23 protein-coding genes are annotated in these 24,558 nt (G+C 70.6%); 16 read left to right on the forward strand and 7 right to left on the reverse strand.

All coding sequences use genetic code 11. The annotated features are described in order from the left end of the window. The first annotated feature begins 3 nt into the window (after positions 1 to 3). Genes ACIBUY_RS27305 through ACIBUY_RS27320 form a run of 4 tightly spaced genes read left to right on the forward strand, consistent with a single transcriptional unit; the run spans position 4 to position 4,154 of the window. Positions 4 to 972, forward strand: a complete 969-nt coding sequence (locus ACIBUY_RS27305) for a sugar ABC transporter permease (RefSeq protein ID WP_365571866.1) — start codon at positions 4 to 6, stop codon at positions 970 to 972. Then, on the forward strand, positions 969 to 1,853 hold the full coding sequence (locus tag ACIBUY_RS27310; protein WP_399154004.1) for a carbohydrate ABC transporter permease: 885 nt from the start codon (positions 969 to 971) through the stop codon (positions 1,851 to 1,853). The genes ACIBUY_RS27305 and ACIBUY_RS27310 overlap by 4 nt, the downstream gene beginning before the upstream one ends. Positions 1,854 to 1,887: 34 nt before the next feature. After that, positions 1,888 to 2,838: a carbohydrate kinase family protein gene (locus ACIBUY_RS27315; protein ID WP_399154005.1), complete on the forward strand. Its 951-nt coding sequence runs from the start codon at positions 1,888 to 1,890 to the stop codon at positions 2,836 to 2,838. Continuing rightward, entirely contained in the window at positions 2,835 to 4,154 is a 1,320-nt protein-coding gene (locus ACIBUY_RS27320; RefSeq protein ID WP_399154006.1) for an alpha-glucosidase/alpha-galactosidase, read from the forward strand. The genes ACIBUY_RS27315 and ACIBUY_RS27320 overlap by 4 nt, the downstream gene beginning before the upstream one ends. A gap of 63 nt (positions 4,155 to 4,217) precedes the next feature. Here the strand turns inward: ACIBUY_RS27320 and ACIBUY_RS27325 are convergent, their stop codons facing one another. Both ACIBUY_RS27325 and ACIBUY_RS27330 read right to left on the reverse strand, forming a co-directional pair. Further along, positions 4,218 to 5,414, reverse strand: coding sequence for a Gfo/Idh/MocA family protein (locus tag ACIBUY_RS27325; RefSeq protein ID WP_399154007.1), 1,197 nt, complete (start codon positions 5,412 to 5,414; stop codon positions 4,218 to 4,220). 113 nt (positions 5,415 to 5,527) lie between these two features. After that, a complete protein-coding gene (locus tag ACIBUY_RS27330) occupies positions 5,528 to 7,540 on the reverse strand; it encodes a DUF4832 domain-containing protein (protein ID WP_399154008.1) in 2,013 nt (670 codons plus the stop codon). Between the two features lie 177 nt (positions 7,541 to 7,717). Here ACIBUY_RS27330 and ACIBUY_RS27335 point away from each other — a divergent pair, with 177 nt between their 5' ends. The 6 genes from ACIBUY_RS27335 to ACIBUY_RS27360 all read left to right on the forward strand — a co-directional run bounded on the left by ACIBUY_RS27335 (position 7,718) and on the right by ACIBUY_RS27360 (position 14,851). After that, complete coding sequence (locus ACIBUY_RS27335; protein ID WP_365571848.1) at positions 7,718 to 8,671, forward strand: sugar ABC transporter permease; 954 nt, start codon at positions 7,718 to 7,720, stop codon at positions 8,669 to 8,671. Positions 8,672 to 8,682: 11 nt separating this feature from the next. Beyond that, entirely contained in the window at positions 8,683 to 9,582 is a 900-nt protein-coding gene (locus ACIBUY_RS27340) for a carbohydrate ABC transporter permease (RefSeq protein WP_365571845.1), read from the forward strand. An 83-nt stretch (positions 9,583 to 9,665) separates the two neighbouring features. Next, complete coding sequence (locus ACIBUY_RS27345) at positions 9,666 to 11,012, forward strand: ABC transporter substrate-binding protein (protein ID WP_399154009.1); 1,347 nt, start codon at positions 9,666 to 9,668, stop codon at positions 11,010 to 11,012. Between the two features lie 69 nt (positions 11,013 to 11,081). After that, positions 11,082 to 12,581 (forward strand): glycoside hydrolase family 36 protein, encoded by a 1,500-nt coding sequence (locus tag ACIBUY_RS27350; protein WP_365571839.1) that lies wholly within the window; start codon positions 11,082 to 11,084, stop codon positions 12,579 to 12,581. A 101-nt stretch (positions 12,582 to 12,682) separates the two neighbouring features. After that, complete coding sequence (locus ACIBUY_RS27355; RefSeq protein WP_365571836.1) at positions 12,683 to 13,840, forward strand: ROK family transcriptional regulator; 1,158 nt, start codon at positions 12,683 to 12,685, stop codon at positions 13,838 to 13,840. A 663-nt stretch (positions 13,841 to 14,503) separates the two neighbouring features. Next, positions 14,504 to 14,851 (forward strand): STAS domain-containing protein, encoded by a 348-nt coding sequence (locus ACIBUY_RS27360; RefSeq protein WP_399154010.1) that lies wholly within the window; start codon positions 14,504 to 14,506, stop codon positions 14,849 to 14,851. Here ACIBUY_RS27360 and ACIBUY_RS27365 read toward each other — a convergent pair. The 5 genes from ACIBUY_RS27365 to ACIBUY_RS27385 form a co-directional block, all read right to left on the reverse strand. Next, complete coding sequence (locus ACIBUY_RS27365) at positions 14,810 to 15,277, reverse strand: OsmC family protein (protein ID WP_365571830.1); 468 nt, start codon at positions 15,275 to 15,277, stop codon at positions 14,810 to 14,812. The two genes, ACIBUY_RS27360 and ACIBUY_RS27365, sit on opposite strands and share 42 nt — an antisense overlap. A gap of 83 nt (positions 15,278 to 15,360) precedes the next feature. Next, positions 15,361 to 15,585 (reverse strand): DUF2180 family protein, encoded by a 225-nt coding sequence (locus ACIBUY_RS27370; protein ID WP_399154011.1) that lies wholly within the window; start codon positions 15,583 to 15,585, stop codon positions 15,361 to 15,363. A gap of 82 nt (positions 15,586 to 15,667) precedes the next feature. Next, the gene (locus ACIBUY_RS27375) at positions 15,668 to 16,090 is read right to left on the reverse strand and encodes a pyridoxamine 5'-phosphate oxidase family protein (protein WP_399154012.1); all 423 of its coding nucleotides are present in this window, start codon (positions 16,088 to 16,090) and stop codon (positions 15,668 to 15,670) included. 11 nt (positions 16,091 to 16,101) lie between these two features. Continuing rightward, a complete protein-coding gene (locus tag ACIBUY_RS27380; protein ID WP_399154013.1) occupies positions 16,102 to 17,013 on the reverse strand; it encodes a hypothetical protein in 912 nt (303 codons plus the stop codon). Between the two features lie 61 nt (positions 17,014 to 17,074). Beyond that, a complete protein-coding gene (locus tag ACIBUY_RS27385; RefSeq protein ID WP_399154014.1) occupies positions 17,075 to 17,299 on the reverse strand; it encodes a hypothetical protein in 225 nt (74 codons plus the stop codon). Positions 17,300 to 17,609: 310 nt separating this feature from the next. Here ACIBUY_RS27385 and acsA point away from each other — a divergent pair, with 310 nt between their 5' ends. The 6 genes from acsA to ACIBUY_RS27415 are packed head-to-tail and all read left to right on the forward strand — an operon-like array spanning position 17,610 to position 24,540. Then, positions 17,610 to 19,427 carry an acetate--CoA ligase gene (gene acsA, locus ACIBUY_RS27390; RefSeq protein WP_399154015.1) on the forward strand — a complete coding sequence of 606 codons (1,818 nt, stop codon included), beginning with the start codon at positions 17,610 to 17,612 and terminating at the stop codon, positions 19,425 to 19,427. Continuing rightward, entirely contained in the window at positions 19,424 to 20,509 is a 1,086-nt protein-coding gene (gene pdhA, locus ACIBUY_RS27395; protein WP_365571812.1) for a pyruvate dehydrogenase (acetyl-transferring) E1 component subunit alpha, read from the forward strand. Before acsA ends, pdhA begins: the two co-directional genes overlap by 4 nt. Then, positions 20,506 to 21,540, forward strand: a complete 1,035-nt coding sequence (locus ACIBUY_RS27400) for an alpha-ketoacid dehydrogenase subunit beta (protein ID WP_399154016.1) — start codon at positions 20,506 to 20,508, stop codon at positions 21,538 to 21,540. The genes pdhA and ACIBUY_RS27400 overlap by 4 nt, the downstream gene beginning before the upstream one ends. Before the next feature lies 1 nt (position 21,541). Then, a complete protein-coding gene (locus tag ACIBUY_RS27405; protein WP_399154017.1) occupies positions 21,542 to 22,969 on the forward strand; it encodes a dihydrolipoamide acetyltransferase family protein in 1,428 nt (475 codons plus the stop codon). Beyond that, entirely contained in the window at positions 22,969 to 23,247 is a 279-nt protein-coding gene (locus ACIBUY_RS27410) for an acyl carrier protein (protein ID WP_365571804.1), read from the forward strand. The genes ACIBUY_RS27405 and ACIBUY_RS27410 overlap by 1 nt, the downstream gene beginning before the upstream one ends. A 51-nt stretch (positions 23,248 to 23,298) precedes the next feature. After that, a complete protein-coding gene (locus tag ACIBUY_RS27415) occupies positions 23,299 to 24,540 on the forward strand; it encodes a hypothetical protein (RefSeq protein WP_365571801.1) in 1,242 nt (413 codons plus the stop codon). Positions 24,541 to 24,558 lie beyond the last annotated feature (18 nt).

A 24,558-nucleotide genomic window follows, 5' to 3' on the forward strand; every position in this document is an offset into this window, starting at 1 on the left:
GACATGCCGAGACTTCCCACGCCCGTGACCCTGCCACCCGACCGCGCAGCGCGCAGGACGAGAAACCGCCGCCGTCGTACCGAGGCCGCCACCGCCTGGGCCTTCGTCTCACCGGCCGTGCTGGTGATCGTCGGCCTGAGCGTCGTGCCCGTGCTCTGGTCGCTGCTGCTGTCCTTCCGCGCCAGCGACCTCGTCACCCCCAGCCGCTGGGTGGGCCTCGACAACTACCGCGCCCTGGCCCAGGACCCGCACTTCCACGAGGCCGTACGGAACACGGTCGTCTACACCCTCCTGTACGTGCCCCTGAGCATCGTGGCCGGCCTCGCGCTCGCCCTGGTGCTCAACCGGCGGATCCGCTTCGTCGGCCTGTACCGCACCCTCTTCTTCGTCCCGTTCGTGGTCTCCGCCACCGCGCAGGGCGTGCTGTTCTCCTTCGTCCTCGACCCCGAGTTCGGCGCCGCCAACTCGGTCCTGCACCACCTCGGCGTCTCCGCCCAGGGCTTCCTCACCGACCCCTCCCAGGCCCTGTACGTCCTGGTCGCCATCACGCTGTGGAGCGGCACGGGTCTGTGCACCGTCATCTATCTGGCCGCGCTCCAGGACGTACCGCCTGAGTTGATGGAGGCGGCCCGACTGGACGGAGCCCGCCGCCGGCACCTCCTTCGCCATGTCACCCTGCCCGCGCTGGCCCCCGTCAGCGTCTTCCTGCTCCTGTGGCAGACCATCCAGGCGCTTCAGGTCTTCGACCTGGTGTACGTGACCACCAAGGGCGGTCCGCTCGGCTCCACCACGGTGATCGTCTACTTCATCTGGGAGCAGGCGTTCAAGAACTTCACCGCCGGATACGGGGCGGCCGCGGCCTACGTCCTGGCTCTGGCGCTGTTCCTGATGGCCGTGCTGCTGCGGATCGTCCGCGGCCGCGCCCGTACGGAACCCGTCGTCTCCTCCCGTACGGAAGCAGCCGCCTCATGACGACCACCGCCCTGCCCGAGGCCGCCCGACGCCCGGCCGCCGAAGCCGTTCGCACCCACCGCCGTTTCCGACTGCCCTTCAGCGCCTGGCACTTGCTGCTCGCACCGCTCGCCGCGCTGTTCGCCCTGCCGCTCCTGTGGCTGCTGATCACCTCGGTGATGAACGACGCCGAGATCAACCGTTTCCCGCCCGCCCTGTGGCCCTCGGATCTCGACCTCGGCGGCTACCGCTATGTGCTGGGCAACGCGATGTTCCCGCGCTGGCTGCTCAACTCGGTGATCGTCTCGGGCGTCGCCGTCGCCTCGAACCTCCTCTTCGGCGCACTCGGCGGATACGCCTTCGCCCGGATGCGTTTCCGTGGCTCGCGGCTGCTGCTCGTGCTGATGCTGGCGACCATGGCGGTGCCGTTCCAGCTGACGATGATCCCCACCTTCCTGGTGATGAAGAAGCTCGGACTCATCGACACCCTGGGCGCGTTGATCGTGCCCTCGCTGGTGACCCCGTTCGCAGTGTTCCTGCTGCGGCAGTTCTTCCTCTCGCTGCCACGCGAACTGGAGGAGGCCGCGTGGATGGACGGCTGCTCACGGCTGCGGGTGCTCTGGTCGATCGTGCTGCCGCTGGCCCGCCCGGCGCTCGCCACCGTCGCCGTGCTGACGTTCCTGAGCACCTGGAACGACCTGTCCTGGCCGCTGATCGCGATCAACCACGACACCCAGTACACGCTGCAACTGGGCCTGACCACCTTCCAGGGCCAGCACCACACCCGGTGGTCCGCGGTGATGGCCGGGAACGTGCTCACCGTGCTGCCGGTGCTGCTGGCCTTCCTCGCCGCGCAGAAGACCTTCATCCGCTCCCTCACCTCCAGCGGCCTCAAGGGCTGACACCTTCTCTCGTACGAACTCAGGGGACGCACCCATGCCGCACCAGTACGACCTTCTCGTCGTCGGGGACGCCAACCCCGACGTGATCCTCGGCCCGCTGGACGGGCCGCTCGCCTTCGGCCAGCGCGAACAGCTGGTGGAATCCGGCTCGTTCACCGTCGGCGGCTCCGCCGCGATCATGGCCTGCGGTGCCGCGCGCCTCGGCCTGCGGGTGGCCTTCGCGGGGCGGGTCGGGGACGACGACGCCGGACGCTATCTGCGCGACACCCTCGCCGCACGCGGCATCGCCACCCGGGGCCTGCACATGGATCAGGACCGGCCCACCCCGCTGACCGTCGTCCTCACCCGCGGCGCCGACCGGGCCGTCCTCACCTCGCCCGGCACCCTCACCGCCGTCAGTGGCGCGGACGTCCCCGAGGAGCTCCTCGCCGCGAGCCGCCACGTGCACACCGCCTCCTACTTCCTGCAGCCGCGGCTCGCCGCCGACCTGCCCGCCGTGCTGCGCACCGCCCGCGCCCACGGTGCGACCACCTCCCTGGACACCCAGGACGACCCGGCCGACCGGTGGCAGGGGCTCGACGCCGTACTCGCCGAGACCGACATCCTGCTGCCCAACGCCCAGGAAGCCCTGCGCCTGACGGGATCAGACGTGCCCGGTGTCCGTGAGGCGGCCGAACTCCTGGCCGCCCGCGGCCCGTTGACCGTCGTCAAGAACGGTGCGGACGGCGCGCTGTGCCATGACGGGCGCGCCCTTCTCACCGTCCCCGGCCTGCCGGTCGAGGTCGCGGACACCGTCGGCGCGGGCGACAGTTTCGACGCCGGCTTCGTCGCCGCGACCCTCGACGGCCGGCCTCCTTACGAGGCCCTCACGTTCGCCGTCGTCTGCGGCGCCCTGTCCACCAGAGCACCCGGCGGCACCACGGCCCAGCCCACCTGGGACGAGGCCCTCACCCACCTCACCCGTACCGGAGCACCTCTCGTATGAGCCGCAAGAGCCATCTGAAGATCGCCTTCATCGGCGCCGGCAGTGTCGTCTTCACCCAAGGTCTGCTGGCCGACCTCTTCGCCTTCCCGGAGCTCGGCGACGCGCGGATCGCGCTGCACGACATCGACCCCGAGCGGCTGGCGACAGCGCAGTCCGCCGCCACGTACATAGCGCGTCACCAGGGCGCGCGAGCCACCGTCACCGCGCACGCCGACCGCCGCGCGGCCCTGGCCGACGCCGACTTCGTCATCAACATCGTGCAGATCGGCATGGGCGAGGCCACCCGCACGGACTTCGAGGTCCCGGCCCGCTTCGGGCTGCGCCAGACCATCGGCGACACGCTCGGCATCGGCGGCATCTTTCGCGCCCTGCGCACCTTCCCCTTCCTCAAGGAGCTCGGCGCGGACATCGCCGAGGTGTGCCCGGACGCGTGGCTGCTCAACTACACCAACCCCCTGGCCATGAACGTCCAGTACCTCACCGCCGCCACCGGACTCACGAAGGTCGTCGGTCTGTGCCACTCGGTGTACTGGACGATGCAGGACCTGGCGAAGCTGGTGAACGTTCCCTACGAGGAGATCACCTACCGGGCCGCCGGGGTCAACCACCAGGCCTGGGTGCTGCGGTTCGAGCACGAGGGCCGCGACCTGTATCCGAGGCTGGACGAACTGATCGCCTCGGACGTGCAGTTGAGGCGTCGGGTGCGCGTCGACATGTACCGGCGGCTCGGCTTCTATCCGACCGAGACCAGCGAGCATTCCAGCGAGTACGTGCCCTGGTACCTCCACCACGAGGGCGAGATCGAGCGGCTGCGGCTGCCGGTCGGCGCCTACCTGGGCATCGTGGACGACAACGTGGCTCAGTACCACCGCACGAAGGACGCGCTCGCCGCCGGGGAACCGCTGGCCGTCGAGGGCACCATGGAGTACGCCCCGCAGATCATCCACAGCGTCGTCACCGGCACCCCGCGCACGGTCTACGGCAACGTCCCGAACCGCGGGCTGATCGACAACCTGCCCGCCCACGGCGTCGTCGAAGTGCCGTGCCTGGTCGACGGCTCCGCAGTGCAGCCCACGCGGATCGGTGAGCTGCCGCCCCAGCTGGCGGCGCTCAACCGTACGTATCTCAGCGCGAACGACCTGGTGGTGCGGGCCGCGCTCGAGGACGAGCCGCGGCACATCCGGCACGCCGCCATGACCGACCCCGCCACGGCCGCCGCGCTGCCCGTGGAGCGGATCTGGCAGCTGTGCGACGCCATGGTGCGGGCGCACGGCGAGCGCCTGCAGCCGGGGTTGCGGGCGCTGCTCGGCGACTGACCTCCCATACGTGGACCGGTCTCCGCTACGGTGACCGGTCTCCGTTACGGTGACCGACCTCCGTCACCGGGACTGGCCCCGCTCGAAGTACGCGACCAGGTCGGCGTCCAGGCCGGGGACCGTACGCGGAGTGCCTCCGTCCCGCAGTGACTCCGTGGCCCGTACGCCGGCCGCCACCGCCATCCGCGCCGCGACCGGCGAGGTGTCGGTGCGGCCGCCCTCGCGGACGAAGCGCACGAACTCGTCGATGAGCAGCGGGTCGGCGCCGCCGTGCCCGGCGTCGTCCGCGGCGTCCGGCACCGGGTACGCGGCGTCGGCCTCGGCGCGGTGGCCGGAGCGCCGCGAGTTCCACACCTTCACCACCGCCCCCGGGCCGTCGCCGAAGTTCTCCAGGCGGCCCGCATCGCCGATGACGGTGTAGTTGCGCCAGTAGTCCGGGGTGAAGTGGCACTGCTGGTAGGCGGCCAACACCCCGTTGTCCAGGCGCATGTTGACCAGCGACACGTCCTCCACGTCGATGACCGGGTTCAGGTCCCGCTGGGTGCCCGGCGGCCAGTGCCCGTCCTCGGTGTACCAGTCCACGGTCTTGGGCTCGCCCGCCGCTCGCCGGTGCGGCAGCTCCCCGTACACCATGAGGTCGCCGAGCGCCTGGACCTGTCGCGCGTATCCGTTGGCGAGCCAGTGCAGTACGTCGATGTCGTGGGCGGCCTTCTGCAGCAACAGGCCCGTGGTGTAACGCCGTTCGGCGTGCCAGTCCTTGAAGTACCAGTCCCCGCCGTACCCCACGAAGTGCCGTACCCACACCGTCTTGACCGCGCCGATCTCGCCGCGTGCGATGACGTCGCGCATCAGCCGGACGACCGGCATGTGCCGCATGTTGTGGCCGACGTAGAGCCGGGTGCCCGTCTCGTAGGCGGTACGCAGCACCTCGTCGCAGCGTTCGACGGTGATGTCCAGGGGCTTCTCCACGAAGACCGGCTTGCCCGCCCGCAGCGCGGCGCAGGCGATCTCGGCGTGGGTGTGGTCCGGGGTGAGGACGAGGACGGCGTCGACGTCCGGGCTCTCGATCACCTCCTTGTGGCCGTCGGATATCCGCGCGCCGGGGAAGTCCGTGGCGGACGCAGCACGGACGGCCGGGTCGGGGTCGGCGAGCGCGACGACCCGGGAGCCGTGGCCCGGCCGGTGTCCGAGCAGGGCGAGGGAGCCGCGGAGCCCGTAGCCGAGGACGCCGAGGCGCAGGTCGGGGGAGGCGTCGGTCATGGGGTGCGTGCCTTTCGGGAGATCGGTGCGCGCCGGCCGTCCGGGGAGCGGCGGCCGGCGCGCGGGGTGGAGCCGGTCGGCTGAGGGTGCTCCCTCGGCCGATGGTGGTGTGGTCAGCTGATGGTGATCCGGCCGATGTCGGGTGCCCATCCGGCCGGGTTGGCGAGGGTGATGCGGTTGCCCGTACCCGCCTGGAGGTTCAGCTGCACCGTCTTCGTCGAGGTGGTGGTCCAGTCGGTCGTCGGGCCGAACCGGACTGTCTGCGTGGTGCCGTTGTTGGCCTGCACGGTGGCGTCGCGGGCCACGGCTGAGGCGTAGTGCAGGGTCACCGTGCGGGTGCCGCCGCTGCCGCCGTCGATCCCGTTGAACGTGAGCGTGGCGCCGTTGCCGAGATAGCCGACCTTCTGGCCGCCGGAGCAGCCCGCGCAGTCGGCCCTGACGGCACCGCCCGCGAGGGTGCTGCCGGCGGCCTCGGCCTCGTAGCTCTTCGGGTCGGAGCCCTGGTCCGCGCCGACGGTCATGGCGCCGAGGTTCAGCCAGCCGTCCGCCTGCTGTCCGGCGTTGGCGAAGCGCAGCTTCTTCGCCGCGGAACTCACGTCTTCGAGAGGGTTCTTGGCCTTCATGACGAGCTGGTAGTCACCGGTGGCCACCGACGACAGGTCCACGTCGGTGTCGAAGTACTGCGGGCGGCCGTAGTCGAGATACGTGGGGTCGGAGCCGACGTTCCAGTCGGGGAACGCGCGGATCTTCAGGGGCATGACCTTGCGCAGGTCCCATGAGGTGTTCCAGGACTTGACCACGTTCCCGGCGGAGTCCTTGAGCCCGAGGCTGATCTGCCAGGGGTAGTAGAACGGCGCCACACCGTTGTTGCTGATCTGCACACCGACCTTGGTGGAGCCCTGCGCGGTGCTGTGGAAGTAGGCGTTCTTGACGCTCAGGTCATAGCCCATGAGCCGGACGGCGGCGGCCACGTTGGGGTCGCCCGCGGCGTACTCGCCACTGCGCTCGTTGATCTTCCAAGTGGTGTGCTCGAGCTCGATGCACGCCTTCATGTTGTCCACGGAACCGGACCCGCCGGGCCAGTTGGCGAAGGCCGTGCTCTGGATCTCCGGCCGGACCTCTCCGCCCATGGATGCGGTGATCCACTTGTTCTCCACACCCTGTTCGACGGCCTTCTGCAACTGGGCCCACGGCGCACCGCCCATCGAGACCGGCAGCGTCACACCGGCCGCCGGGCTGCCTTCGCGGTAACAGAAGGAGTCGTCGTGGTAGCCGATGGCCGGCAGGCCGTTGGCGGCACCGCCCGCCGATTCCGGGTAGCGGACTTCGAGCCGGGTCTTCTTGAACGCGTTGTTGTACGCGTTGATGAGCTCGGCGCCGTGCGCGTCGGTCGGCATGTAGTTCGGGTAGGAGTCGCCCGACGTGTCGGTGTCGTAGGGCCAGGTGTGCCACTCGCCCCACAGGCCGACCAGGCCCAGGTGGATGTAGCCCAGGCGCGGGTCGCCGTCGTAGCGCGCGCCGAGGGCGGCGATGAAGTCCTTGAGCCCGGCGAGCAGGTCCGGGTCGTCGTAGTCCGGGCTGGTCGTGCCCCAGTACGCGTTGTCGCGGTTGGCGACCTTTCCGGCGAAGCAGGGCGGGATGGCGTTGGCGGGATGGGTGCCGGTGCCGCCCGGATACTCCATGTAGAAGCGGATCGCGGCCTGTTGGCCCTCCTCGCCGATCTCCTGCAGGGCGCTGTCCAGGACGGACCAGTTGTAACTCCCGCAGTTCGAGGCGTTGTTCATGACCTCGGACAGACCGAAGTACGCCCAGGTCAGCGAGTGCGGATAGCCCGCGTTCTGGTCCCCGCCGGGCTGGTAGAAGCGGGCGAAGCCCTTGAGCGGGTTGTCCACGGGGGAGTCGCCCGCGGCGAGTGCGTGCACCGGCAGCGCGGGGTCCGGCGTCGGCCCGGGTGCGGGGCGCGCAGGGGCTCCCGCGGCCACCGGGGCGGGGGCCTTCTCGTGGACCTGGGCGTCGGGGTCCGCGGCCTGGGCGCCGGCGGGCAGCGCCACCAGAGCGAGGGCCGCGGCCGCGGCGCACAGGGCCGCCGCGAGCCCTCTGCCGCGTCTGCGCAGGGACGTACGCATGGATCAACCTCCATGGGGACGGGGGGAGTTGCAGGTCCGTGCCGTGAGTCGCAGTGCCCGGATCAATACCGGGTTTATGCGCCAGCATTGACAAAGTTTCGCTGTTGCTCATCAATATGTGTGCACGGCGCCACGCTGACAAGAGGTGCGGCGCGAGATCTCTTCGGAGGCGTAACCATGGGCGCCAACACGGCAGTTGCGCCGCTGCTCAAGAGCACCGGCCGACCGGGCGACGGGGCGGACGAGCCGAAAGGGCCACGTAGGCGACGTGACGACCGCAAGGCCGCCTGGCTGTTCCTGGCGCCCGCCCTGGTCGGCTTCGCGCTCTTCTACGCGTACCCGACGCTCCGCGGCGTCTACTACTCGCTCACCGACTACAACATGCTGGCCCCGCCGAACTTCGTCGGCGGCGAGAACTACGCGGACCTCATCGGTGACGAACAGTTCTGGAACGCGCTCAAGGTCACCGCCTACTACGTGGTCCTCAACATCGGCTCACAGACCGCTCTCGCGCTGCTCCTCGCCACCCTGATGCACCGGCTGACCCGGTCGGTGGCGCTGCGGGCGATGCTCCTGGTGCCGTGGCTGGTGCCGAACGTGACCGTGGGTCTGCTGTGGATGTGGCTCCTCGACGCCAACCTGGGCCTCGTCAACCACATCCTGGACGCGCTCGGCCTCGGCACCACCGGCTTCTTCACCTCGCCCGACCTGGCGATGCCGGCCATCGCCGCGGTCAACACCTGGGCGTACACCGGCTACACGGCACTGCTCCTGTACGCCGGAATGCTCCAGGTCCCCCAGCACCTCTACGAGAGCGCCTCGCTGGACGGCGCCGGCGAGTGGCGGATGTTCAGCCGGATCACCCTGCCGCTGCTGCGCCCCGTACTCGCCCTCGTCCTCGTCGTCTCGCTGATCGGCTCCTTCCAGATCTTCGACACCATCGCCGTGACCACGAAGGGCGGGCCGGTCGGCGCCACCCGGGTCATCTACTACTACATCTACGAACAGGCCTTCGCGCAGTTCCACATGGGTTATGCCTCGGCCGTCGCGGTGGTCCTCGCGCTGGTGCTCGGTGTGCTGACCGCGGTGCAGATGCGTCTGCTGCGGGCCTCCCGCTCGGATCTGGCCTGAGGAGAGTGACCATGACCCGCACCCTGACCTCCCGCGCGAAGATGTCGCCGGGCCGGATCGTCGCCTGGGCGGTCCTCGCCTGCGCCCTGCTGGCCACCCTCTTCCCGTTCTACTGGATGATCCGCACCGCCCTGACCCCGGCGGCGGACCTCTACTCCGATTCCACCGGGCTCGTGCCCGAGCACCCCACGATGATCAACTTCCTGCGGGTGCTCGGCCTGACCAGCCAGGAGGAGGCCGTGGCCGCCGGCGGCTCCGGCGCCCAGGTGGACTTCCTGCGCTATCTGCTCAACTCGGTTGTCTACAGCGGCCTGATCGCCTCCCTGCAGACGCTGTTCTGCGCGATGGCCGGCTACGCCTTCGCCCGGCTCAGGTTCCCCGGCCGGGACGCCGTGTTCGGGGTGCTGATCGCCGCGCTGATGGTGCCGCCGATCTTCACCCTGCTGCCCAACTTCGTCCTCGTGAAGAACCTCGGCTGGCTGAACACCTTCGCCGGCATGGTCGCCCCCAGTGTCCTGATGACCCCCTTCGCGGTCTTCTTCCTGCGCCAGTTCTTCCTCTCCATCCCGCGCGAGGTGGAGGAGGCCGCCGTACTCGACGGGGTCGGCGCCTGGGGGATCTTCTGGCGGGTGGTGCTGCCGATGAGCCGCGGACCACTGATCACCATCGGGCTCACCACCACCGTGTGGGCCTGGAAGGACTACCTCTGGCCGCTGCTCACCGGCCGTGACGAGGAGACCCGCGTGCTCACCGTCGCGCTCGGCATCTTCCAGCAGCAGTCCCCCAACACCCAGCCCGACTGGACCGGGATCATGGCCGGCTCCGCGCTCTCGGTGCTGCCCGTGCTCATCCTGCTCGTCCTTCTGGGCCGCCGCCTGGTGGAGTCGCTCAACTTCACCGGCATCAAGTAGGCCCGCTTTCCCCCCCACGCACCCATACAGGCACGACTCCACGACTCCCATCCCGCTCAACCCCTTGAGAGAGGTACGCCATCATGCGATCGACGCACCGGCGCGCAGGCGCGGCCCTGCTGTGCCTGGCCGCCACCGCCGGGCTCGTGTCTTGCGGGGGATCCGACTCGGCCTCGGGCAGGACGACGCTCGACTACTGGCTGTGGGACGACAAGCAGCTGCCCGCGTACCAGGAATGCGCGGACGCCTTCGAGAAGGCCAACCCCGGCATCGCCGTGAAGATCACGCAGACCGCCTGGAACCAGTACTGGCAGAACCTCACCACGCAGCTGACCTCGGGCGACGCCCCGGACGTATGGACCAACCAGGCTTCGTACTATCCGCAGTTCGCCACCAACGGCCAGTTGCTCGACCTGCAGCCGATGGTCGACCGCGACAAGGTCGACCTGTCCGGCTACCAGGAGGGCCTCGCCGACGTCTGGGTCAAGGACGGCAAGCGGTACGGGCTGCCGAAGGACTGGGACAGTATGGCGCTCGTCTACAACACGACCCAGTTCGAGAAGCAGGGCGTCTCCGCCCATGAGCTCGCCGACCTCACGTGGAACCCCGACGGCGGCGGGACGTTCGAGCAGGTGATCGCCAAGGCGACCGTCGACAGCAAGGGCCGCAACGGACTCGACCCCGGCTTCGACAAGAAGCACGTGAAGACCTACGGCTTCCTGCCGGAGTGGGCCGACGGCGCCACCGGACAGAACGGCTGGGGCCCGCTGGCCGCCTCGAACGGCTTCACCTATCTCGACAAGAACCCCTGGGGCACCCACTACCACTTCGACGACCCCAAGCTCGCCGAGACCATCGCCTGGTTCAAGCGCCTGATCGACAAGGGGTACGCGCCGCGCTTCGACAAGCAGTCGAGCGTCGGGAACACCGAACTCCTCAGCGCGGGCAAGGGCGCGATGATGATCGCGGGCTCCTGGACCATCTCCACGTTCACCGACCCCAAGGCGCAGCAGAAGTTCGCGTTCGCGCCGCTGCCCGCGGGTCCCCGGGGCCGCAAGAGCTCCCTCAACGGTCTGTCGGACGCTGTCTGGGCCGGCACCGAGCACAAGGAAGAGGCCTGGAAATGGGTCAAGTACCTGGGCTCGGAGGAGTGCCAGGACAAGGTCGGCAAGCGGGGCATCGTGCTGCCCGCCCAGAAGTCGGGGACCGAGGCTGCGCTCGCCGCACACCGGGCGGCGGGGCGTGACATCCACGTCTTCACCGACGTCGCCGCCGACAAGAACACCACCTTCCTCCTCCCCGTCACCGAGCACGGCACCGAGATCAACCCGCTCGTCCAGGACGCCGTCCAGTCCGTGATCCTCGGGCAGACGCAGCCGGGACCGGCGCTCAAGGGCGTCAACGACAAGGTCAACGGCCTCTTCAAGTAGGGCAGTCCGCTGTCAGGGGCGGCAGGGCCGGACCTGCCGCCCACCCCTCGTACACCTGCAAGGAGACCCATGGCTCAGCTCCTCGACGTCGGCGCGCACACCTTCGCCGTCGAACTCGAAGGCGACGGCGCACCCCTGGCCGTCGACGGCGGTCTGCTGCTGCCGCCCGGACGCGTCGCCGTGCTGCACGGCCTCGGTGACGCGCTCTTCTACCGGCACGGTCACAACTCCTGGAGCCCCTGCGGCTGGCGCAAGCTGTCCGAGGCGCCGCTGCGCATCGAGAGCGCCGAGCGCCGGCTGACCGCGGACGACACGGTCTGGGACGATCCCGCCCGCCACCACTCGTCCGCCCTCGCCGCGCTGGAGGGCCCCGACGGCCACGTGCTCCTGCTCGGCGCGCTGGGCCTCGACATCCCGCGCCTGGCCGCCGACCAGGACACCCTCGTCGGCTGGTACGAGTCCAAGGGCGCGCCCTGGTTCCTCGCGTACGGCACCGAGGAGGAGGTCTTCGCCGCTTACGCGACGCAGCTCGGCGAACGGCTCGGCCGCAGCACCAAGCGGGCCGGCAACGTGTGGTGCAGCTGGTACGCGTACTACGAGAACATCACCGAGGAGCAGCTCACCAAGGACATCACCGCGCTGCGCGGACTGCCCTTCGACGTCGTGCAGGTCGACGACGGCTGGGAGCGGATGGTCGGGGACTGGGAGGCGAACGACAAGTTCCCCGGCGGCATGCGGGCGCTGGCCGACCGGATCAAGGAGGCGGGGCTGCGGGCCGGTCTGTGGATCGCGCCGTTCATCGCCCTGCCGGAGTCCGAAACCGCCCGTGAACAGCCGGAGTTGCTGCTGCGCGGCGAGGACGGCGAGCCGGTCGTCACCGGGCACAACTGGGGGACCGGCTACTACGCGCTCGATCTCACGGTGCCGGCCGCTCAGGACCACGTACGCGCGATGATCCGGCGGGTCACCCGGGACTGGGGCTTCGGCTACCTCAAGGCCGACTTCATCGGCGCCGCCGCGGCCCCCGGCGTCCGCGCCTCGGGCATCGGACGCGAGGAGGCGTACCGCCTCGGCCTGGAGATCATCCGTGCGGCGGCCGGCCCCGACACGTATCTGCTCGGCAGCGGCGCCCCGTTGCTCCCCTCGCTCGGCCTGCTCGACGGCATCCGCAGCGGCCCCGACGTCGCGCCGCAGTGGGAGCACTACGCGACCCAGGACCCCTCCGACGCCCTGGCCCGCAACGCCGTGGTCAACACTCTGCACCGGCTGTGGCAGTCGCCGCTGCTCGAAGTCGACCCGGACGTCATCTACTTCCGCAGCCGGCTCAACCTCCTGACGGAACATCAGCAGAGCTGGCTGCGCGACCTCGCCGACATCTGCGGCTTCCGCGCGATCTCGGATCCGCCGGGCTGGCTGCACCCCGACGAACTCCAGGCGCTCACCGACTACTTGCAGGCCCGGCCCGAGGTCCGCAGGCTCGGCCGCTACCGGTTCGCGCTCGACGGCCGCGAGGTCGACTTCACCGCGGCCGTACGGCCCGAGGGCCAGCAGCGGTATCCGATCTCCTGACCGAACGCCGCGATCGGCTCCGGGCGACACCCGGGAATTAGTAAACTGCCCAGTGATATCCAGCGGCGGGTACCGCGACCCCCACCAGGGAGTACATCAGCATGGCGACCACGGGAACCGACCTGTCCCGGATGCGCGAGATGAACCAGCTGTCCATCGTGTGGGCGCTGCGCGGCAACCCGCCCTCGACCGTCACCGAACTCGCCGGCCGGACGGGCCTGTCCCGCCCCGCCGTCGACGTCCTGGTGCAGGCGCTGGTCACCGAGGGCTGGGCCGAGGTCGAGGAGCCGGGCGCGCGCAGCGTCGTGGGGCGCCCGGCACGCCGCTACCGCTTCCGCGCCGACGCGGGCCACGCGCTGGGTGTCGACATCGGCGTCCACAAGATCCTCGTCGTACTGAGCGACCTCGAGGGCAACCTCGTCCGGACTCTGCGCAAGCCCGCCGACCCGGACGCGGGACCCGGCGCGCGCCTCGCGGCGGTCGACGAGGCCATCGACGAACTGCTGGCAGCGGTCGACATGACGCCGTCCGACATCTGGGGCATGACGGTCGGGGTCACCGGCCCGGTCGACGCGAAGGGCCGCACCTCGCTGTTCACCCCACTTCCGGGCTGGGCTTCGGCCGACCCGGTGGGCCACTTCGCGGCCCGTTTCCCCTGCCCCATCCAGGTCGAGAACGACTGCAAACTCGCCGCGGTGGCCGAGCGTTGGAAGGGCGTGGCGCAGGACGCGGACGACATCGTGTACCTGCTTGCCGGTATCCGTACCGGCGCGGGACTCATCCTCGACGGCACACTGCGCCGCGGCCACGGCGGCGCGGCGGGCGAGATCGGCGCGCTCAAGGCCGTCCGCTGGCTCGACGCCCCCGGGCATCTGGCCGGCTGCCCGGGCGTGCCCGCGAGCGCGCGACCGGGAGAGGCAGCGGCCTGGGTGTTCCAGGCGGCCCGCGAGGGCAATCGCGAAGCCAAGACGGCCGTACGGCGCTATGCGCGCGATCTCGCCGTGGGAGTCGCCGCACTCGTCCTGGCCCTCGACCCCGAGATCGTGGTCCTGGGCGGCGGCTTCTCGCGCTCCGCCGACATCATCCTCGACCCCCTGCAGCGCGAACTCGCCAAGCACTGCCTGCGCCTGCCGGAGCTGCGCGCCTCCACGCTCGGCGACGAGAGCGTGGCACTCGGCGGTCTGCGGCTGGCCCTCGACGACATCGACAACCGCCTGCTCAGCGCGGAACTGGCGGCGCCGAGGGCACCTCGGGGGTGACCGCGGTGCCCTCGGCGGTGACCGGTCCGGGCTCCGGCTGTCCGGCCCGATGGCAGGTTGGGGCATCTTGGGACGGTCGTGCCGGACGAGGCAAGCACCGCCTGCTCGGTCGGGGCTTTGGGCGCCGCCCACGCGTCATCCGGGGCCTGCGCCTGCTGCCCCATCGGGAGCAGAACGAGCGCGAGCCCGGCAGTGAGCAACCGGTTCCAGATGTGCCAGCGATCCACGACGTGGATCGCACCGGGGGCTCCAAGCGCCGTCCTCTGCCGCAGCCTGAGTGATGTGCTGCGCGCTCGCACAGGCGGGTGTGCGGTCGTCGAGCGCCAAGTCGGGCTGGGCCGTTCGGATTTCGAGGCGGGTGATCAGCTTGGCCGGTTTGAGATTGGCTGCCGCGGCCGGGGACCAACGGGCCCTGCCGGGTGGAGCGTGACAGCGGGAGACTTCCGTCTTGCGCCCCGTGGTGGGGTGGGTTCGTCTCTTCGGCCGCGGTTGAGATCGCGGTCAGGGCAGGGGGGCGCCATGGCATGGAGCGTTCCCCTGCGCCCGCCGGTGGTGTCTCTGTTCCGGCGATGTCATGGTGCGGCCTCGAGGGCGCATGCGGCCCGAGTCGCCGAGCGCGGCCCGGAGCCTGCACCCGTCACCGTCCGCTGCTGCGCCGGATGTGTGGTGATCGAGGTCCGGCACGAGATCGGTCCGGCCACCGAACCTCATCTCGGCCGTCTGCTGCACGGTGCCATTCGCTCCGGAGGGACCGCGGTCCTGGTCGATCTCCGGGGCGTCACGCACCTGGGGGCCGGTGGGCTCGGCGTGCTGTGTCTCGCTCGGACGCTGGCGCAGCAGCACGGCCTGGAGTTCGGCTTCATGGGGGCCACTTCGTTCTTCCCCGAGCCGGCGAGCGAAGGCACTGAGAGCCTGGGCGTCGTCGCTGTGCCGCAGCCCGGCCGGGAGGAGGTCGCGGCATTCGACGGGTCAGCCGATCCCGATCGTGACCTCGGGGGGCCGGCGCAGTGAGTTGTGGACGGTGCAGTGGTCGACGACCGCGCGCAGCCCTTCCCGTCGGGCTGTGCTGAGTTCCACGGGCAGTTGGAGGCCGAGGCGGACGGCCGCGACCCGGGCGGGGCGGTCGTCCGCCATGTCGAAGTCGGCTGTGACGCGCAGATGGTCGTACGCCACGTGGTGGCGCTGCAGGAAGCGGCCGGCGTAGTACGCGACGCAGGAGGCGAGGGAGGTCACGAACAGTTCCACCGGAGTGGGGCCGTCGTTGTCGCCTCCGGCCTCGGTCGGCTGGTCGACGGTGAGTTCGTGGTCGCGGATGAAGACGGCGTACGCCTGGTTCGCGATGTGGGTGACTTCGATGTGGGCCGATGGCTCGGACGTGGGTGGGTGTGGGGCGACACGGCCGATGCGTGGGCTACTGGTGGGCAGGGTGGGGTTCATGTCGGTTCTCCTCGGCGTGCTGAGGACGGGCTTCGTGTGCCGGCCGCCCCTTCCGGAGCTCTCCGCGCCGCCGTCCGTCGGCGTCAGCCGGTCCTGCGTACAGGGGCGACTGCTTCCGCCTCATGGCACACCGGGCACGTCATGCGCCGTGCGGGACGGTCACCGCAGCTCTGCCCCATGCCGGCCAGGTGCCGTACCAGTTGGCCGGAGACGTGTGCGTGGCCCAGGCAGACACCGCACCCGCAGCGGTCGCACACCGCGATCGCGGGCGTGGCCGAGTCCTTGAGCGCGCAGTCGTAGCACTGCATGGCGGGCCTCCTGTGCGAGTTGGTTCCTCTTGCCATTGTCGTGCCGGGGATGGTGGGGAGGGGTGGGCCACTCGGGTCGCGTTCAGGGGACGACCGGACGGGAGGCGAGTCTCCTGCCAGTGACCATGTGGGCCTGGATTCGTATGAGAACGCTGTCCTGGACGTCCACCCACGGGTGTGGGGCAGAGTGCGACAGCCGTTCCCTTTCCGCCGGGTCGGTCACCACGTCGGCCTGTCCGGTGACGATCACGCTCCAGCCGCAGCGGCTGTCGATGTCGATCTCGTCCGCTTCGAAAGCGACGACGAAGCTGTCGACGGCGTGGACGAGCCGTGAGGCGGCGGAAGTGCGCAGCAGGATCGAACCGTCGTTGTCGAGGGCGAAGCCGACGGGGAGCACCGCGGGCAGCGCCTGAAGGGTGTACACGATGCGGCCGAACGGGACCGTGGTCAGCAGGTGCAGGCATTCCTGTCTGCTGAGCGCGTGGTGTTCGTCGGTCTGCGGCATGCCTCCATCGTTCATCGCGCTGCCGGGCGACGGCAGGGCCGGTCGGCCCTGACCGGACCCGAGTGGCGCGCAAGGTGCTCGGCCCCGGATCCGGCTTCTCGGTCTTCAGGGGCGGGTGACGGCTGGGGCGCGCAGCCCAACCGCAGGACCAGTTGGGGATGCGCGCGCAGTGGGATCTGGTGGTGCAACTGTGCGCGCAGACCGGGCAGTTCGAACAGCTGGGGGTGCAGAACCGCGGCGACGTCGTGGGCGGCGCCGTGCAGCAGGACGCGGCCCAGGGCCTGTCCCGCCCGGAGCCAGTCCTCGGCGCGATCGCGGCGGGTGAACAGGAGGGCGGTCAGGTCAGGGGGTGCGAACTGCGGGCGGAGAGCTGTGGGGCCCCGAGCGCCCGGCGCGGACCAAGGCGTGTGGATCGCTTCGGAAATTCGCCGTAGCGCCGCGGGGTCGTCCACCTGGCACAGTCCGGCGCCTTCCCGGAGTGCCTGCTGTCGCAGCTCTTCGACCAGCGCGGCGGGCAGGTGGCCGGGCCCGAACAGGGCACCGAAGGCGTGGTGGTGCAGCAGGGCGCGGTACATCGCCTCCTCGTGCTCGGAGGGCGGGTCGTACGGCCCCCAGCGGACGGAGGCCAGACATGTGGGCTGTGCGGGGTCCGGAAAGCTGCGGATGTGGCCCCGAAAGCCGAGGTGCCGCATGGCCAGACGCGTGTGGAACAGCGCGGCACCACAGCTGATGACGGTTTTCGGCCCGCCGCACGGCACGTCATCCGCACGACCCGGGGCAGGGGTGGTGTAGAGCCGTAGTTCGTGTCCCTGAGACGTGAGGTGCCACGGCTGGGCGCCGCGCAGGGACGGTGCGGTGGCGGCCGCGCGGACCAAGTAGAGGAACGCGTGATCGGTGGGCGCTCGAGGCGCGGTCAGGGTCATCGCTGCCGTCCCGTCCTTTCGGGCTTGTGCGCTTGCCACGACAGGTCCGGCGGTACCGGAGCTACGGCGTGAGCCGACTCAGGGGCCGGGAATCGCCACTTCGGCCGGAGCCGGGAGTGAAGGCGCTGCGCCCCGACGCCCCGGGCTTCTCGGTCGGGGGCCGGTGGTGCCGAAGGTGCTCGTACAGGGCTTCGGCCGCAGAAATCACCACGAAGAGCGTGATCATCGCGACGGTCAGCAGCTGACCGAACATCCACCAGAACTCGGCGGGAAGGAACGTAGGCATCGTGATCGCCTTCCTGTGTCGGTGGTCCGATGTAACGCTGCAGTACAAGTGAACTCCGGGAAACCGGTGGTGACGTGGGCCGTACGGTGCCTTGGCAGGTGGCGTTCGGGCATGCGCCAAGGGCGGAGAGGGCCCTGGTGGGCAGTGGCGTTTCAGGCGGGTGAAGGGCCGTGTACCGCCTGGCCCCGGTCCGAGGACATCCGGCCCCCTGCGTACGGCCGAGGACCCCCCGATGCTCGAAACAGTCGGCGCGGCCGGCCGCCACGGGGATACGGAGCAAGCACGGGGACACGGAGCAAGGGGGACGGCCATGGCCTGGGACACCATCCGCAAATCACCCGTGGGCACGGGGACCTCGCCGCACGGTGTCCTCCCCGCGCAGCTGGACGACTACGACAAGACGTGCGCGGCGTTCTCCTGGTCCTGGGCGCGCTCCCGACTGGACGGGCTGCCCGGCGGTCAGGGCCTCAACATCGCGTACGAAGCGGTGGACCGGCATGCCGCGTCCGGCCACGGAGCGCACGTCGCGCTGCGCTGCGTCGCCCGCGACGACACCCTCACCACGGTCACGTACCGCGAACTGGCCGCGCGCAGCGCCCGGTTCGCGAACGTGCTCCAGGGCCTGGGGATCGGGCGGGGTGAGCGCGTCGCCACGTTGCTGGGGCGCTGCCCCGAGCTGTACGAGGTGGTCCTCGGGACGCTGAAGAGCATCGGCGTGGTGTGCCCGCTGTTCTCGGCGTTCGGGCCCGATCCGGTCGCACAGCGGCTGGGGATCGCGAACGCGCGCGTCCTGGTGACCACGGCCGACCTGTACCGGCGCAAGGTCGCCGGGCGACGCGCCGACCTTCCGGACCTCGCTCACGTACTGATCGTCGGTGAGGGCGCGGACGAACTGCCCGGCACCGCCTCGTACGCGACGCTGATGGCCGACGCCCCGGACACCTTCACCATCCCGGCGACCTCGCCCGACGACATGGCCCTGCTGCACTTCACCAGCGGTACCACCGGCACCCCCAAGGGCGCCGTGCACGTCCACGAGGCGGTCGTCGCGCACTATGCCAGCGCGCTGTACGCACTCGATCTGCATCCGGGCGACGTGTACTGGTGCACGGCCGACCCGGGATGGGTCACCGGCATGTCCTACGGGATCGTCGCACCGCTCGTGCACGGGGTGGAAGTCGTCGTCGACGAGGGCGACTTCGACGCGCGGCGCTGGTACCGCATCCTCGCCGAGCAGCACGTGACCGTCTGGTACACCGCCCCGACCGCGCTGCGCATGCTCATGCGCAGCACGCCGCGCACCGGCCCGCACGACCTGCCCGACTCCTTCGACCTGAGCGCGCTGCGGTTCGTCGCGTCCGTGGGGGAACCGCTCAACCCGGAGGCGGTGGTGTGGGGGCAGGACGTGCTCGGGCTCGCGGTGCACGACAACTGGTGGCAGACCGAGACCGGCGCCATCATGATCGCCAACTTCGCGGCCTGCGACATCAAACCCGGATCGATGGGCCGCCCGCTGCCCGGAGTGGAGGCCGCCGTCCTCGCCCGCGGCGCGGACGGGCGGGCGAAGGTCACGGACGGGAACGTGACGGTGGTCGAAGACCCCGCTGTGGAGGGCGAGTTGGCGCTGCGCCCGGGCTGGCCGTCCATGTTCCGCGGCTATCTGCACGCCGACGAGCAGTCCGCGGCCGCGTTCGCCGACGGCTGGTACCTCACCGGAGACCTCGTACGGCGGGACGCGGACGGCTGGTACTGGTTCGTGGGCCGCGCCGACGACGTCATCAAGTCCGCCGGGCACCTGGTCGGCCCGTTCGAGGTGGAGAGCGCGCTGATGGAGCATCCCGCGGTCGCCGAAGCCGGCGTCATCGGGCGCCCCGACCCGGTTGCCGGGAACATCATCAAGGCGTTCGTCACGCTGCGTCCCGGCTTCGAGGAGAGCGCCGCGACGCGCCGCGAGCTGCTCGCGTTCGCGCGGCGCAGGCTCGGGCCCGCCGTCGCCCCGCGCGAGATCGCCTTCGACGCGCACCTGCCCCACACCCGCAGCGGCAAGGTCATGCGACGCCTGCTGCGCGCCCGCGAACTCGGGCTCCCGGAAGGCGACGTGTCGACCTTGGAGGAGGGATCCGGATGAGTGCCACCAACAGCCGCGCGAAGCGCGGCACGGCGCCGGCCGCGCCGCGCAGGACAGGCGGGCGGACGGCAAAGGCTGCGAAGCCCCAACTGATGGATGCTGCGCACCAGTTGGGGCTGCTCGGTTCGATGTTGCGCATTCGCCGTTTCGAGGAACGCTGCGTCGAGCTGTACAGCGCCGCCCGCATCCGCGGCTTCGTCCACCTCTACATCGGCGAGGAGGCCGTCGCCGTCGGTGTCGGCGAGGCGCTGGGGCCGGACGACGCCGTCGTGTCGACCTACCGCGAGCACGGCCACGCGCTGGCCCGCGGGATTCCCGCCGACGCCGTGATGGCCGAGATGTTCGGCAAGTCCACCGGCTGCAGCCACGGCCGCGGCGGCTCCATGCACCTCTTCGACGCGGGGCGCCGCTTCTACGGCGGCAACGCCATCGTCGGCGGCGGCCTGCCGCTCGCTGCGGGGCTCGCCCTGGCCGACCGGATGACCGGCCGAAGCGACCGTGTCACCTGCTGCTTCTTCGGCGACGGAGCGTTCGCCGAGGGGGAGTTCCACGAGACGGCCAACCTGGCCGCCCTGTGGGGCCTGCCCCTGCTGCTCGTCTGCGAGAACAACCTGTACGCGATGGGTACCGCCCTCGAACGCGCCCAGGCGCAGACCGACTTGGCGATGCGCGCGGCCTCGTACGGCATGGTCGCCTGGAGCGTGGACGGCATGGACGTGAACGCCGTCGAGCAGGCGGCGCGGCGGGCCGTGGAGGGCATCCGCGCCGGAACGGGCCCGCACTTCCTGGACGTACGCACGTACCGCTTCCGCGCCCACTCCCTGTACGACCCCGACCGGTACCGCGACAAGGCCGAGGTCGCGCAGTGGAAGGAGCGCGACCCGATCGAGCGCCTCGCCCAGGAGCTGAAGGCGTCCGGTGAGCTCGGCGGCAAGGCACTCGCCGGCCTGGAGGCGCAGGTGGCGGCCGAGGTGGACGCCAGCGTCGAGGCCGCCGAGCAGGCGCCCGAGGAGCCCGTCGAGGACCTGCTGCGCTTCGTCACCAGCCCTGACGCGGCAGCTGTGGAAGGGAGCCGGTCATGACCGCCACGCAGTCGACACCCCGTGCCGGGCAGGGGGCCGAGCCGATCGAGGAGCCCCAGCGCAAGACGACGTACCGCGAAGCCCTGCGCGACGCGCTGCGGGACGCCTTGCGCGCCGACGAACGCGTCTTCCTCATGGGCGAGGACGTGGGCCGCTACGGCGGTTGCTTCGGCGTCAGCCTCGGCCTGCTGGAGGAGTTCGGGCCCGAACGCATCCGCGACACACCGCTGTCGGAGTCCGGCTTCGTCGGCGCCGGCATCGGTGCCGCGCTCGCCGGACTGCGGCCCATCGTCGAGATCATGACCGTCAACTTCAGCCTGCTCGCCCTCGACCAGATCCTCAACAACGCCGCGACCCTGCTGCACATGTCCGGCGGGCAACTGCCCGTGCCGCTCGTCATCCGCATGACGACGGGCGCCGGACGGCAGCTCGCGGCCCAGCACTCGCACAGCCTGGAGGGCTGGTACGCGCACATCCCCGGCCTGCGCGTGCTCGCCCCCGCGACGATCGAGGACGCCCGGTACATGCTGGCCCCGGCCCTCGCCGACCCCGACCCGGTCCTGATCTTCGAGCACGGCGCCCTGTACAACGCCTCCGGCGACCTGCCGGCGGACGCGGGGCCGGCCGACCTCGACCACGCGGCCGTGCGCAGGGCCGGCAACGACATCTCCCTGATCACGTACGGAGGTTCACTGCCGAAGGCCCTCGCGGCCGCCGACGAACTCGCGGCGGACGGGATCAGTGCCGAGGTGGTGGACCTGCGCACGCTGCGGCCCCTGGACGACGCGACGCTCACCGCTTCGGTCACGCGCACGCACCGCGCGGTCGTCGTCGACGAGGCGTGGCGCAGCGGCAGCCTCGCCGCGGAGATCAGTGCGCGCATCACGGAACAGTGCTTCTACGACCTGGACGCACCGGTGGAACGGGTGTGCAGCGCCGAGGTTCCGATCCCGTACGCGCGCCGCCTCGAAGAGGCCGCGCTGCCCCAGGTCGCGGACGTGGTCGCGGCAGCGAAACGGGCGGTGGGCTGACATGGGCGCTTTCACGATGCCCTCGCTCGGGGCCGACATGGACGAAGGAGTGCTTCAGGAGTGGCTCGTTCGACCGGGAGACACGGTGCGGCGCGGTGAGGTGGTCGCGGTGGTGGAGACCGACAAGTCGGCGATCGAGGTCGAGTGCTTCGAGGCGGGCACGGTCGGGCGGCTGCTCGTGGAGGAAGGCACGCGGGTGCCGGTGGGGACGCCGCTCGCGGTGATCGAGGACGGGAAGGGGGCCGGCACGCGGACAGTTCGGGCCGGGCCCGGCGCGGCGGAATGTGAGCCCGCTGGCTCCGGCGAGCGCAGCGGTCCGGTCACACCTGTTGGCTCCGTGAGTCCCGGAGATCCCGCACGTCTTGTCGTGCCTGTTGCGCCTGTTGCGCCTGTTGTGCCTGTTGTGCCTGTCGTGCGGGAGCCCGTCTCGTCGCGTCCTGCCCCCATGCGCCCGGGTGCGCCCGGCTCAGGCCCCTTGGTGCGCCATCTCGCCGCCGAACGACATGTCGACCTGACGGCCGTACGCGGCACCGGCCGCGGCGGTCGGATCACCCGCTCCGACGTCGAGCACATGGCGGAGTCGGCCCCCGCCCGCGTGCGGGCGACGCCCTATGCCCGGCGCCTCGCCGGTGAACTGGGCGTCGAACTCGCTCCGTTGCACGGCACCGGACAGAACGGAGCCGTGCGCGCCGCCGACGTACGCACGGCCGCGGGGCAGAGCACGAAGCCCGCCCCGTCCCGCACCGCGCGGCCGGCCGTCACCCGCACCGACGGGATGCGCCAGGCCATCGGCGCCCTCATGTCTCGCTCCAAGCGGGAGATCCCGCACTACTACCTGTCCAGCACGATCGACCTGACCGCGGCCACTCGGTGGCTGTACGGCCACAACCGGGATCTGCCGCCCGCCCGGCGCCTGCTTCCGGCGGCGTTCCTGCTCACCGCGGCGGCCCGTGCCGCGCGCGACGTCCCGCAGCTCAACGGGTACTGGCGCGACGGCGGCTTCGTCGCGGGCGAGGGCGTCCACCTCGGCATGGCCGTGTCCCTGCGCGACGGAGGACTGCTGGTGCCGGTGATCCACGACGCCGACACCCTGACCGCCGACGCGCTGATGGCGAGGCTCAAGGACCTTGTCCAAAAGGCGCGCAAGGGGCGGCTGCGCGGCTCGGAGTTGAGCGGCGCGACCCTCACGGTCACCAGTCTCGGCGACCAGGGAGTGGAGAGCGTGTTCGGTGTCATCCATCCGCCGCAGGTCGCCCTCGTCGGATTCGGAGCGGTCGTGGAGCGCCCCTGGGCCGCGGACGGACTGCTCGGTGTACGCCCGGTCGTCACCGCCACGCTGTCGGCGGACCACCGCGCCAGCGACGGGGCGACCGGCGCCCGCTACCTCACCGCCATCGGCCAACTGCTCCAAGAACCAGAGGTGTTGTGATGTCCAAGGCCAAGAAGCCCGGTGCCACGCTGAGCCATACCGAGGCGCTCGCCCTCGTCAAGGAGGCCATTGAGGAGATCGTCCCGGACGCGGACTTCGCCGGCGTCGGCCTCGACGACCGCTACCGCGACGCCCTGGAGATCGACTCGCTCGACTTCCTCGGCATCGTCGAACTCCTCGCCGAACGTGCGGGAGTGGCCATCGACGAGGACGACTACGCCGACCTGACCACCCTGAACGGCGCGGCGGGACTGCTCGCCAAGCGGACCGGCGGGTGACCAAGCCGCTGCCGTTGAGTTGTGGACCGCGGCTGCCGTCTCGGGGGACATATGTGGGGGCCCGACAAGCTGTGGCACTGGTATCAGACGGCGCGTTCGCCGGAGCAACAGCGCAGGCAGACACGGTGGTTCGAAGGTCTTGCGACTGATCTGCGCGCGCACCTCCTGGAGTGGTCTCCGTGGCTGGACATCGCGCAGCGCGAACAGCTGGTCGATGCCTTCCTGGCGGCATTCAGCCGTGGTTCCTGGCCGGTCTGGATGAGAGACCGGGCCGCGCGGATCGCACTGGCGCTGACGCTTTCGGGGGGCGCGTGCGTGGCAGCGGCGCTCATGGCACTGCTCGGCAGCGGCATGGTCGGCACACTGGACGCCTCCTTGGGGGAGCAACTTCTCATCCTCGCCTCGGTGATGTCGGCGGCAGCCCTGCTCGCTCACCCGAGCGCCGCCGTGGGGACGGCTCGTCGCGCCTTCCAGCGCGAGTCCGATCCGATGAGCCGCTTCGATCCGGGTGTCGTGGCGCTGGTGCCCGCGCTCGGGTTCACTCTCGCCGGGCTCCCCTGGTCCGTCGATCTTCTGTGGTCGGCCGGTGGCGAGTGGAGGATGGGCTGGATCATCTTCGTGTCGGTCGCGGCGGGCATGGGCGCGGTGGCAAGCCGTTGGTGGAACTTCTACGACCGCTACCAGTTCAGTCACATAAGCCGCGACGAGGAACTCACCCTGGATCTCCCCACGGTCGCGCTCCTGCAGCTTGCCCTGGTCATGGGGGAAGCCGAGTCCAGCTTCCCTCTGGGCGTGAGAGACGTCAGGGAGCTGTGCGCGTTCTTCCGAGAGTACGCGCGGGCGATAGAGGTCAACCGGACGCTCAAGCGTGTGGTGCCCGCATCCGATCGGGCTGCCCGCAAAGCCCTGCGCGCACGGCACGTTCGTATAGCTGCCCTCGTGCGCGCCTACGGCAACGAGATCGGACAGGGCGTCACCCGCCAACGGCACCGCAAGATCGAAAAGCAGCTGTACCACCGGGCACTGGCAGCTTCCCGAAGCAACTGGAACGCCCTGTTGGCAGAGGCTCCCGAGGCGCCGCTCACCTCGCGCCTCGGTCGCGTCCTGCAGCGGACAGCGGCCCCTGTGGCCCTCGCTCTGGCCGCTCTCCTCGTGCCGATCGCGCCGGGTGTGGGCGATGCGGGCACCGGTATTCGGACCACCCTCCTGGCCATGGCCGTCCTGTTCGCGATCCCGGTGCCTGACGGTGCACGCGACACTGCCCGTCAGACGCTCACCTCGCTGATGAAATGAACCGGTGGCCTCCGGGCG

Origin of the sequence: Streptomyces sp. NPDC050085, from assembly GCF_044460595.1 — a bacterium.
Taxonomy (GTDB): Bacteria; Actinomycetota; Actinomycetes; order Streptomycetales; family Streptomycetaceae; genus Streptomyces.

Excerpts from the sequence above, each read along its gene's own strand:
- pdhA (WP_365571812.1), top strand. The coding sequence starts at position 19,424 with ATGAGTGCCACCAACAGCCGCGCGAAGCGCGGCACGGCGCCGGCCGCG.
- ACIBUY_RS27350 (WP_365571839.1), top strand. The coding sequence starts at position 11,082 with ATGGCTCAGCTCCTCGACGTCGGCGCGCACACCTTCGCCGTCGAACTC.
- ACIBUY_RS27400 (WP_399154016.1), top strand. The coding sequence starts at position 20,506 with ATGACCGCCACGCAGTCGACACCCCGTGCCGGGCAGGGGGCCGAGCCG.
- ACIBUY_RS27305 (WP_365571866.1), top strand. The coding sequence starts at position 4 with ATGCCGAGACTTCCCACGCCCGTGACCCTGCCACCCGACCGCGCAGCG.
- ACIBUY_RS27310 (WP_399154004.1), top strand. The coding sequence starts at position 969 with ATGACGACCACCGCCCTGCCCGAGGCCGCCCGACGCCCGGCCGCCGAA.
- ACIBUY_RS27375 (WP_399154012.1), bottom strand. The coding sequence starts at position 16,090 with ATGCCGCAGACCGACGAACACCACGCGCTCAGCAGACAGGAATGCCTG.
- ACIBUY_RS27325 (WP_399154007.1), bottom strand. The coding sequence starts at position 5,414 with ATGACCGACGCCTCCCCCGACCTGCGCCTCGGCGTCCTCGGCTACGGG.
- ACIBUY_RS27315 (WP_399154005.1), top strand. The coding sequence starts at position 1,888 with ATGCCGCACCAGTACGACCTTCTCGTCGTCGGGGACGCCAACCCCGAC.
- ACIBUY_RS27345 (WP_399154009.1), top strand. The coding sequence starts at position 9,666 with ATGCGATCGACGCACCGGCGCGCAGGCGCGGCCCTGCTGTGCCTGGCC.
- ACIBUY_RS27385 (WP_399154014.1), bottom strand. The coding sequence starts at position 17,299 with ATGCCTACGTTCCTTCCCGCCGAGTTCTGGTGGATGTTCGGTCAGCTG.
- ACIBUY_RS27330 (WP_399154008.1), bottom strand. The coding sequence starts at position 7,540 with ATGCGTACGTCCCTGCGCAGACGCGGCAGAGGGCTCGCGGCGGCCCTG.
- ACIBUY_RS27355 (WP_365571836.1), top strand. The coding sequence starts at position 12,683 with ATGGCGACCACGGGAACCGACCTGTCCCGGATGCGCGAGATGAACCAG.
- ACIBUY_RS27405 (WP_399154017.1), top strand. The coding sequence starts at position 21,542 with ATGGGCGCTTTCACGATGCCCTCGCTCGGGGCCGACATGGACGAAGGA.
- ACIBUY_RS27410 (WP_365571804.1), top strand. The coding sequence starts at position 22,969 with ATGTCCAAGGCCAAGAAGCCCGGTGCCACGCTGAGCCATACCGAGGCG.
- ACIBUY_RS27340 (WP_365571845.1), top strand. The coding sequence starts at position 8,683 with ATGACCCGCACCCTGACCTCCCGCGCGAAGATGTCGCCGGGCCGGATC.
- ACIBUY_RS27415 (WP_365571801.1), top strand. The coding sequence starts at position 23,299 with ATGTGGGGGCCCGACAAGCTGTGGCACTGGTATCAGACGGCGCGTTCG.
- ACIBUY_RS27335 (WP_365571848.1), top strand. The coding sequence starts at position 7,718 with ATGGGCGCCAACACGGCAGTTGCGCCGCTGCTCAAGAGCACCGGCCGA.
- ACIBUY_RS27370 (WP_399154011.1), bottom strand. The coding sequence starts at position 15,585 with ATGCAGTGCTACGACTGCGCGCTCAAGGACTCGGCCACGCCCGCGATC.
- ACIBUY_RS27320 (WP_399154006.1), top strand. The coding sequence starts at position 2,835 with ATGAGCCGCAAGAGCCATCTGAAGATCGCCTTCATCGGCGCCGGCAGT.
- ACIBUY_RS27365 (WP_365571830.1), bottom strand. The coding sequence starts at position 15,277 with ATGAACCCCACCCTGCCCACCAGTAGCCCACGCATCGGCCGTGTCGCC.
- ACIBUY_RS27380 (WP_399154013.1), bottom strand. The coding sequence starts at position 17,013 with ATGACCCTGACCGCGCCTCGAGCGCCCACCGATCACGCGTTCCTCTAC.
- acsA (WP_399154015.1), top strand. The coding sequence starts at position 17,610 with ATGGCCTGGGACACCATCCGCAAATCACCCGTGGGCACGGGGACCTCG.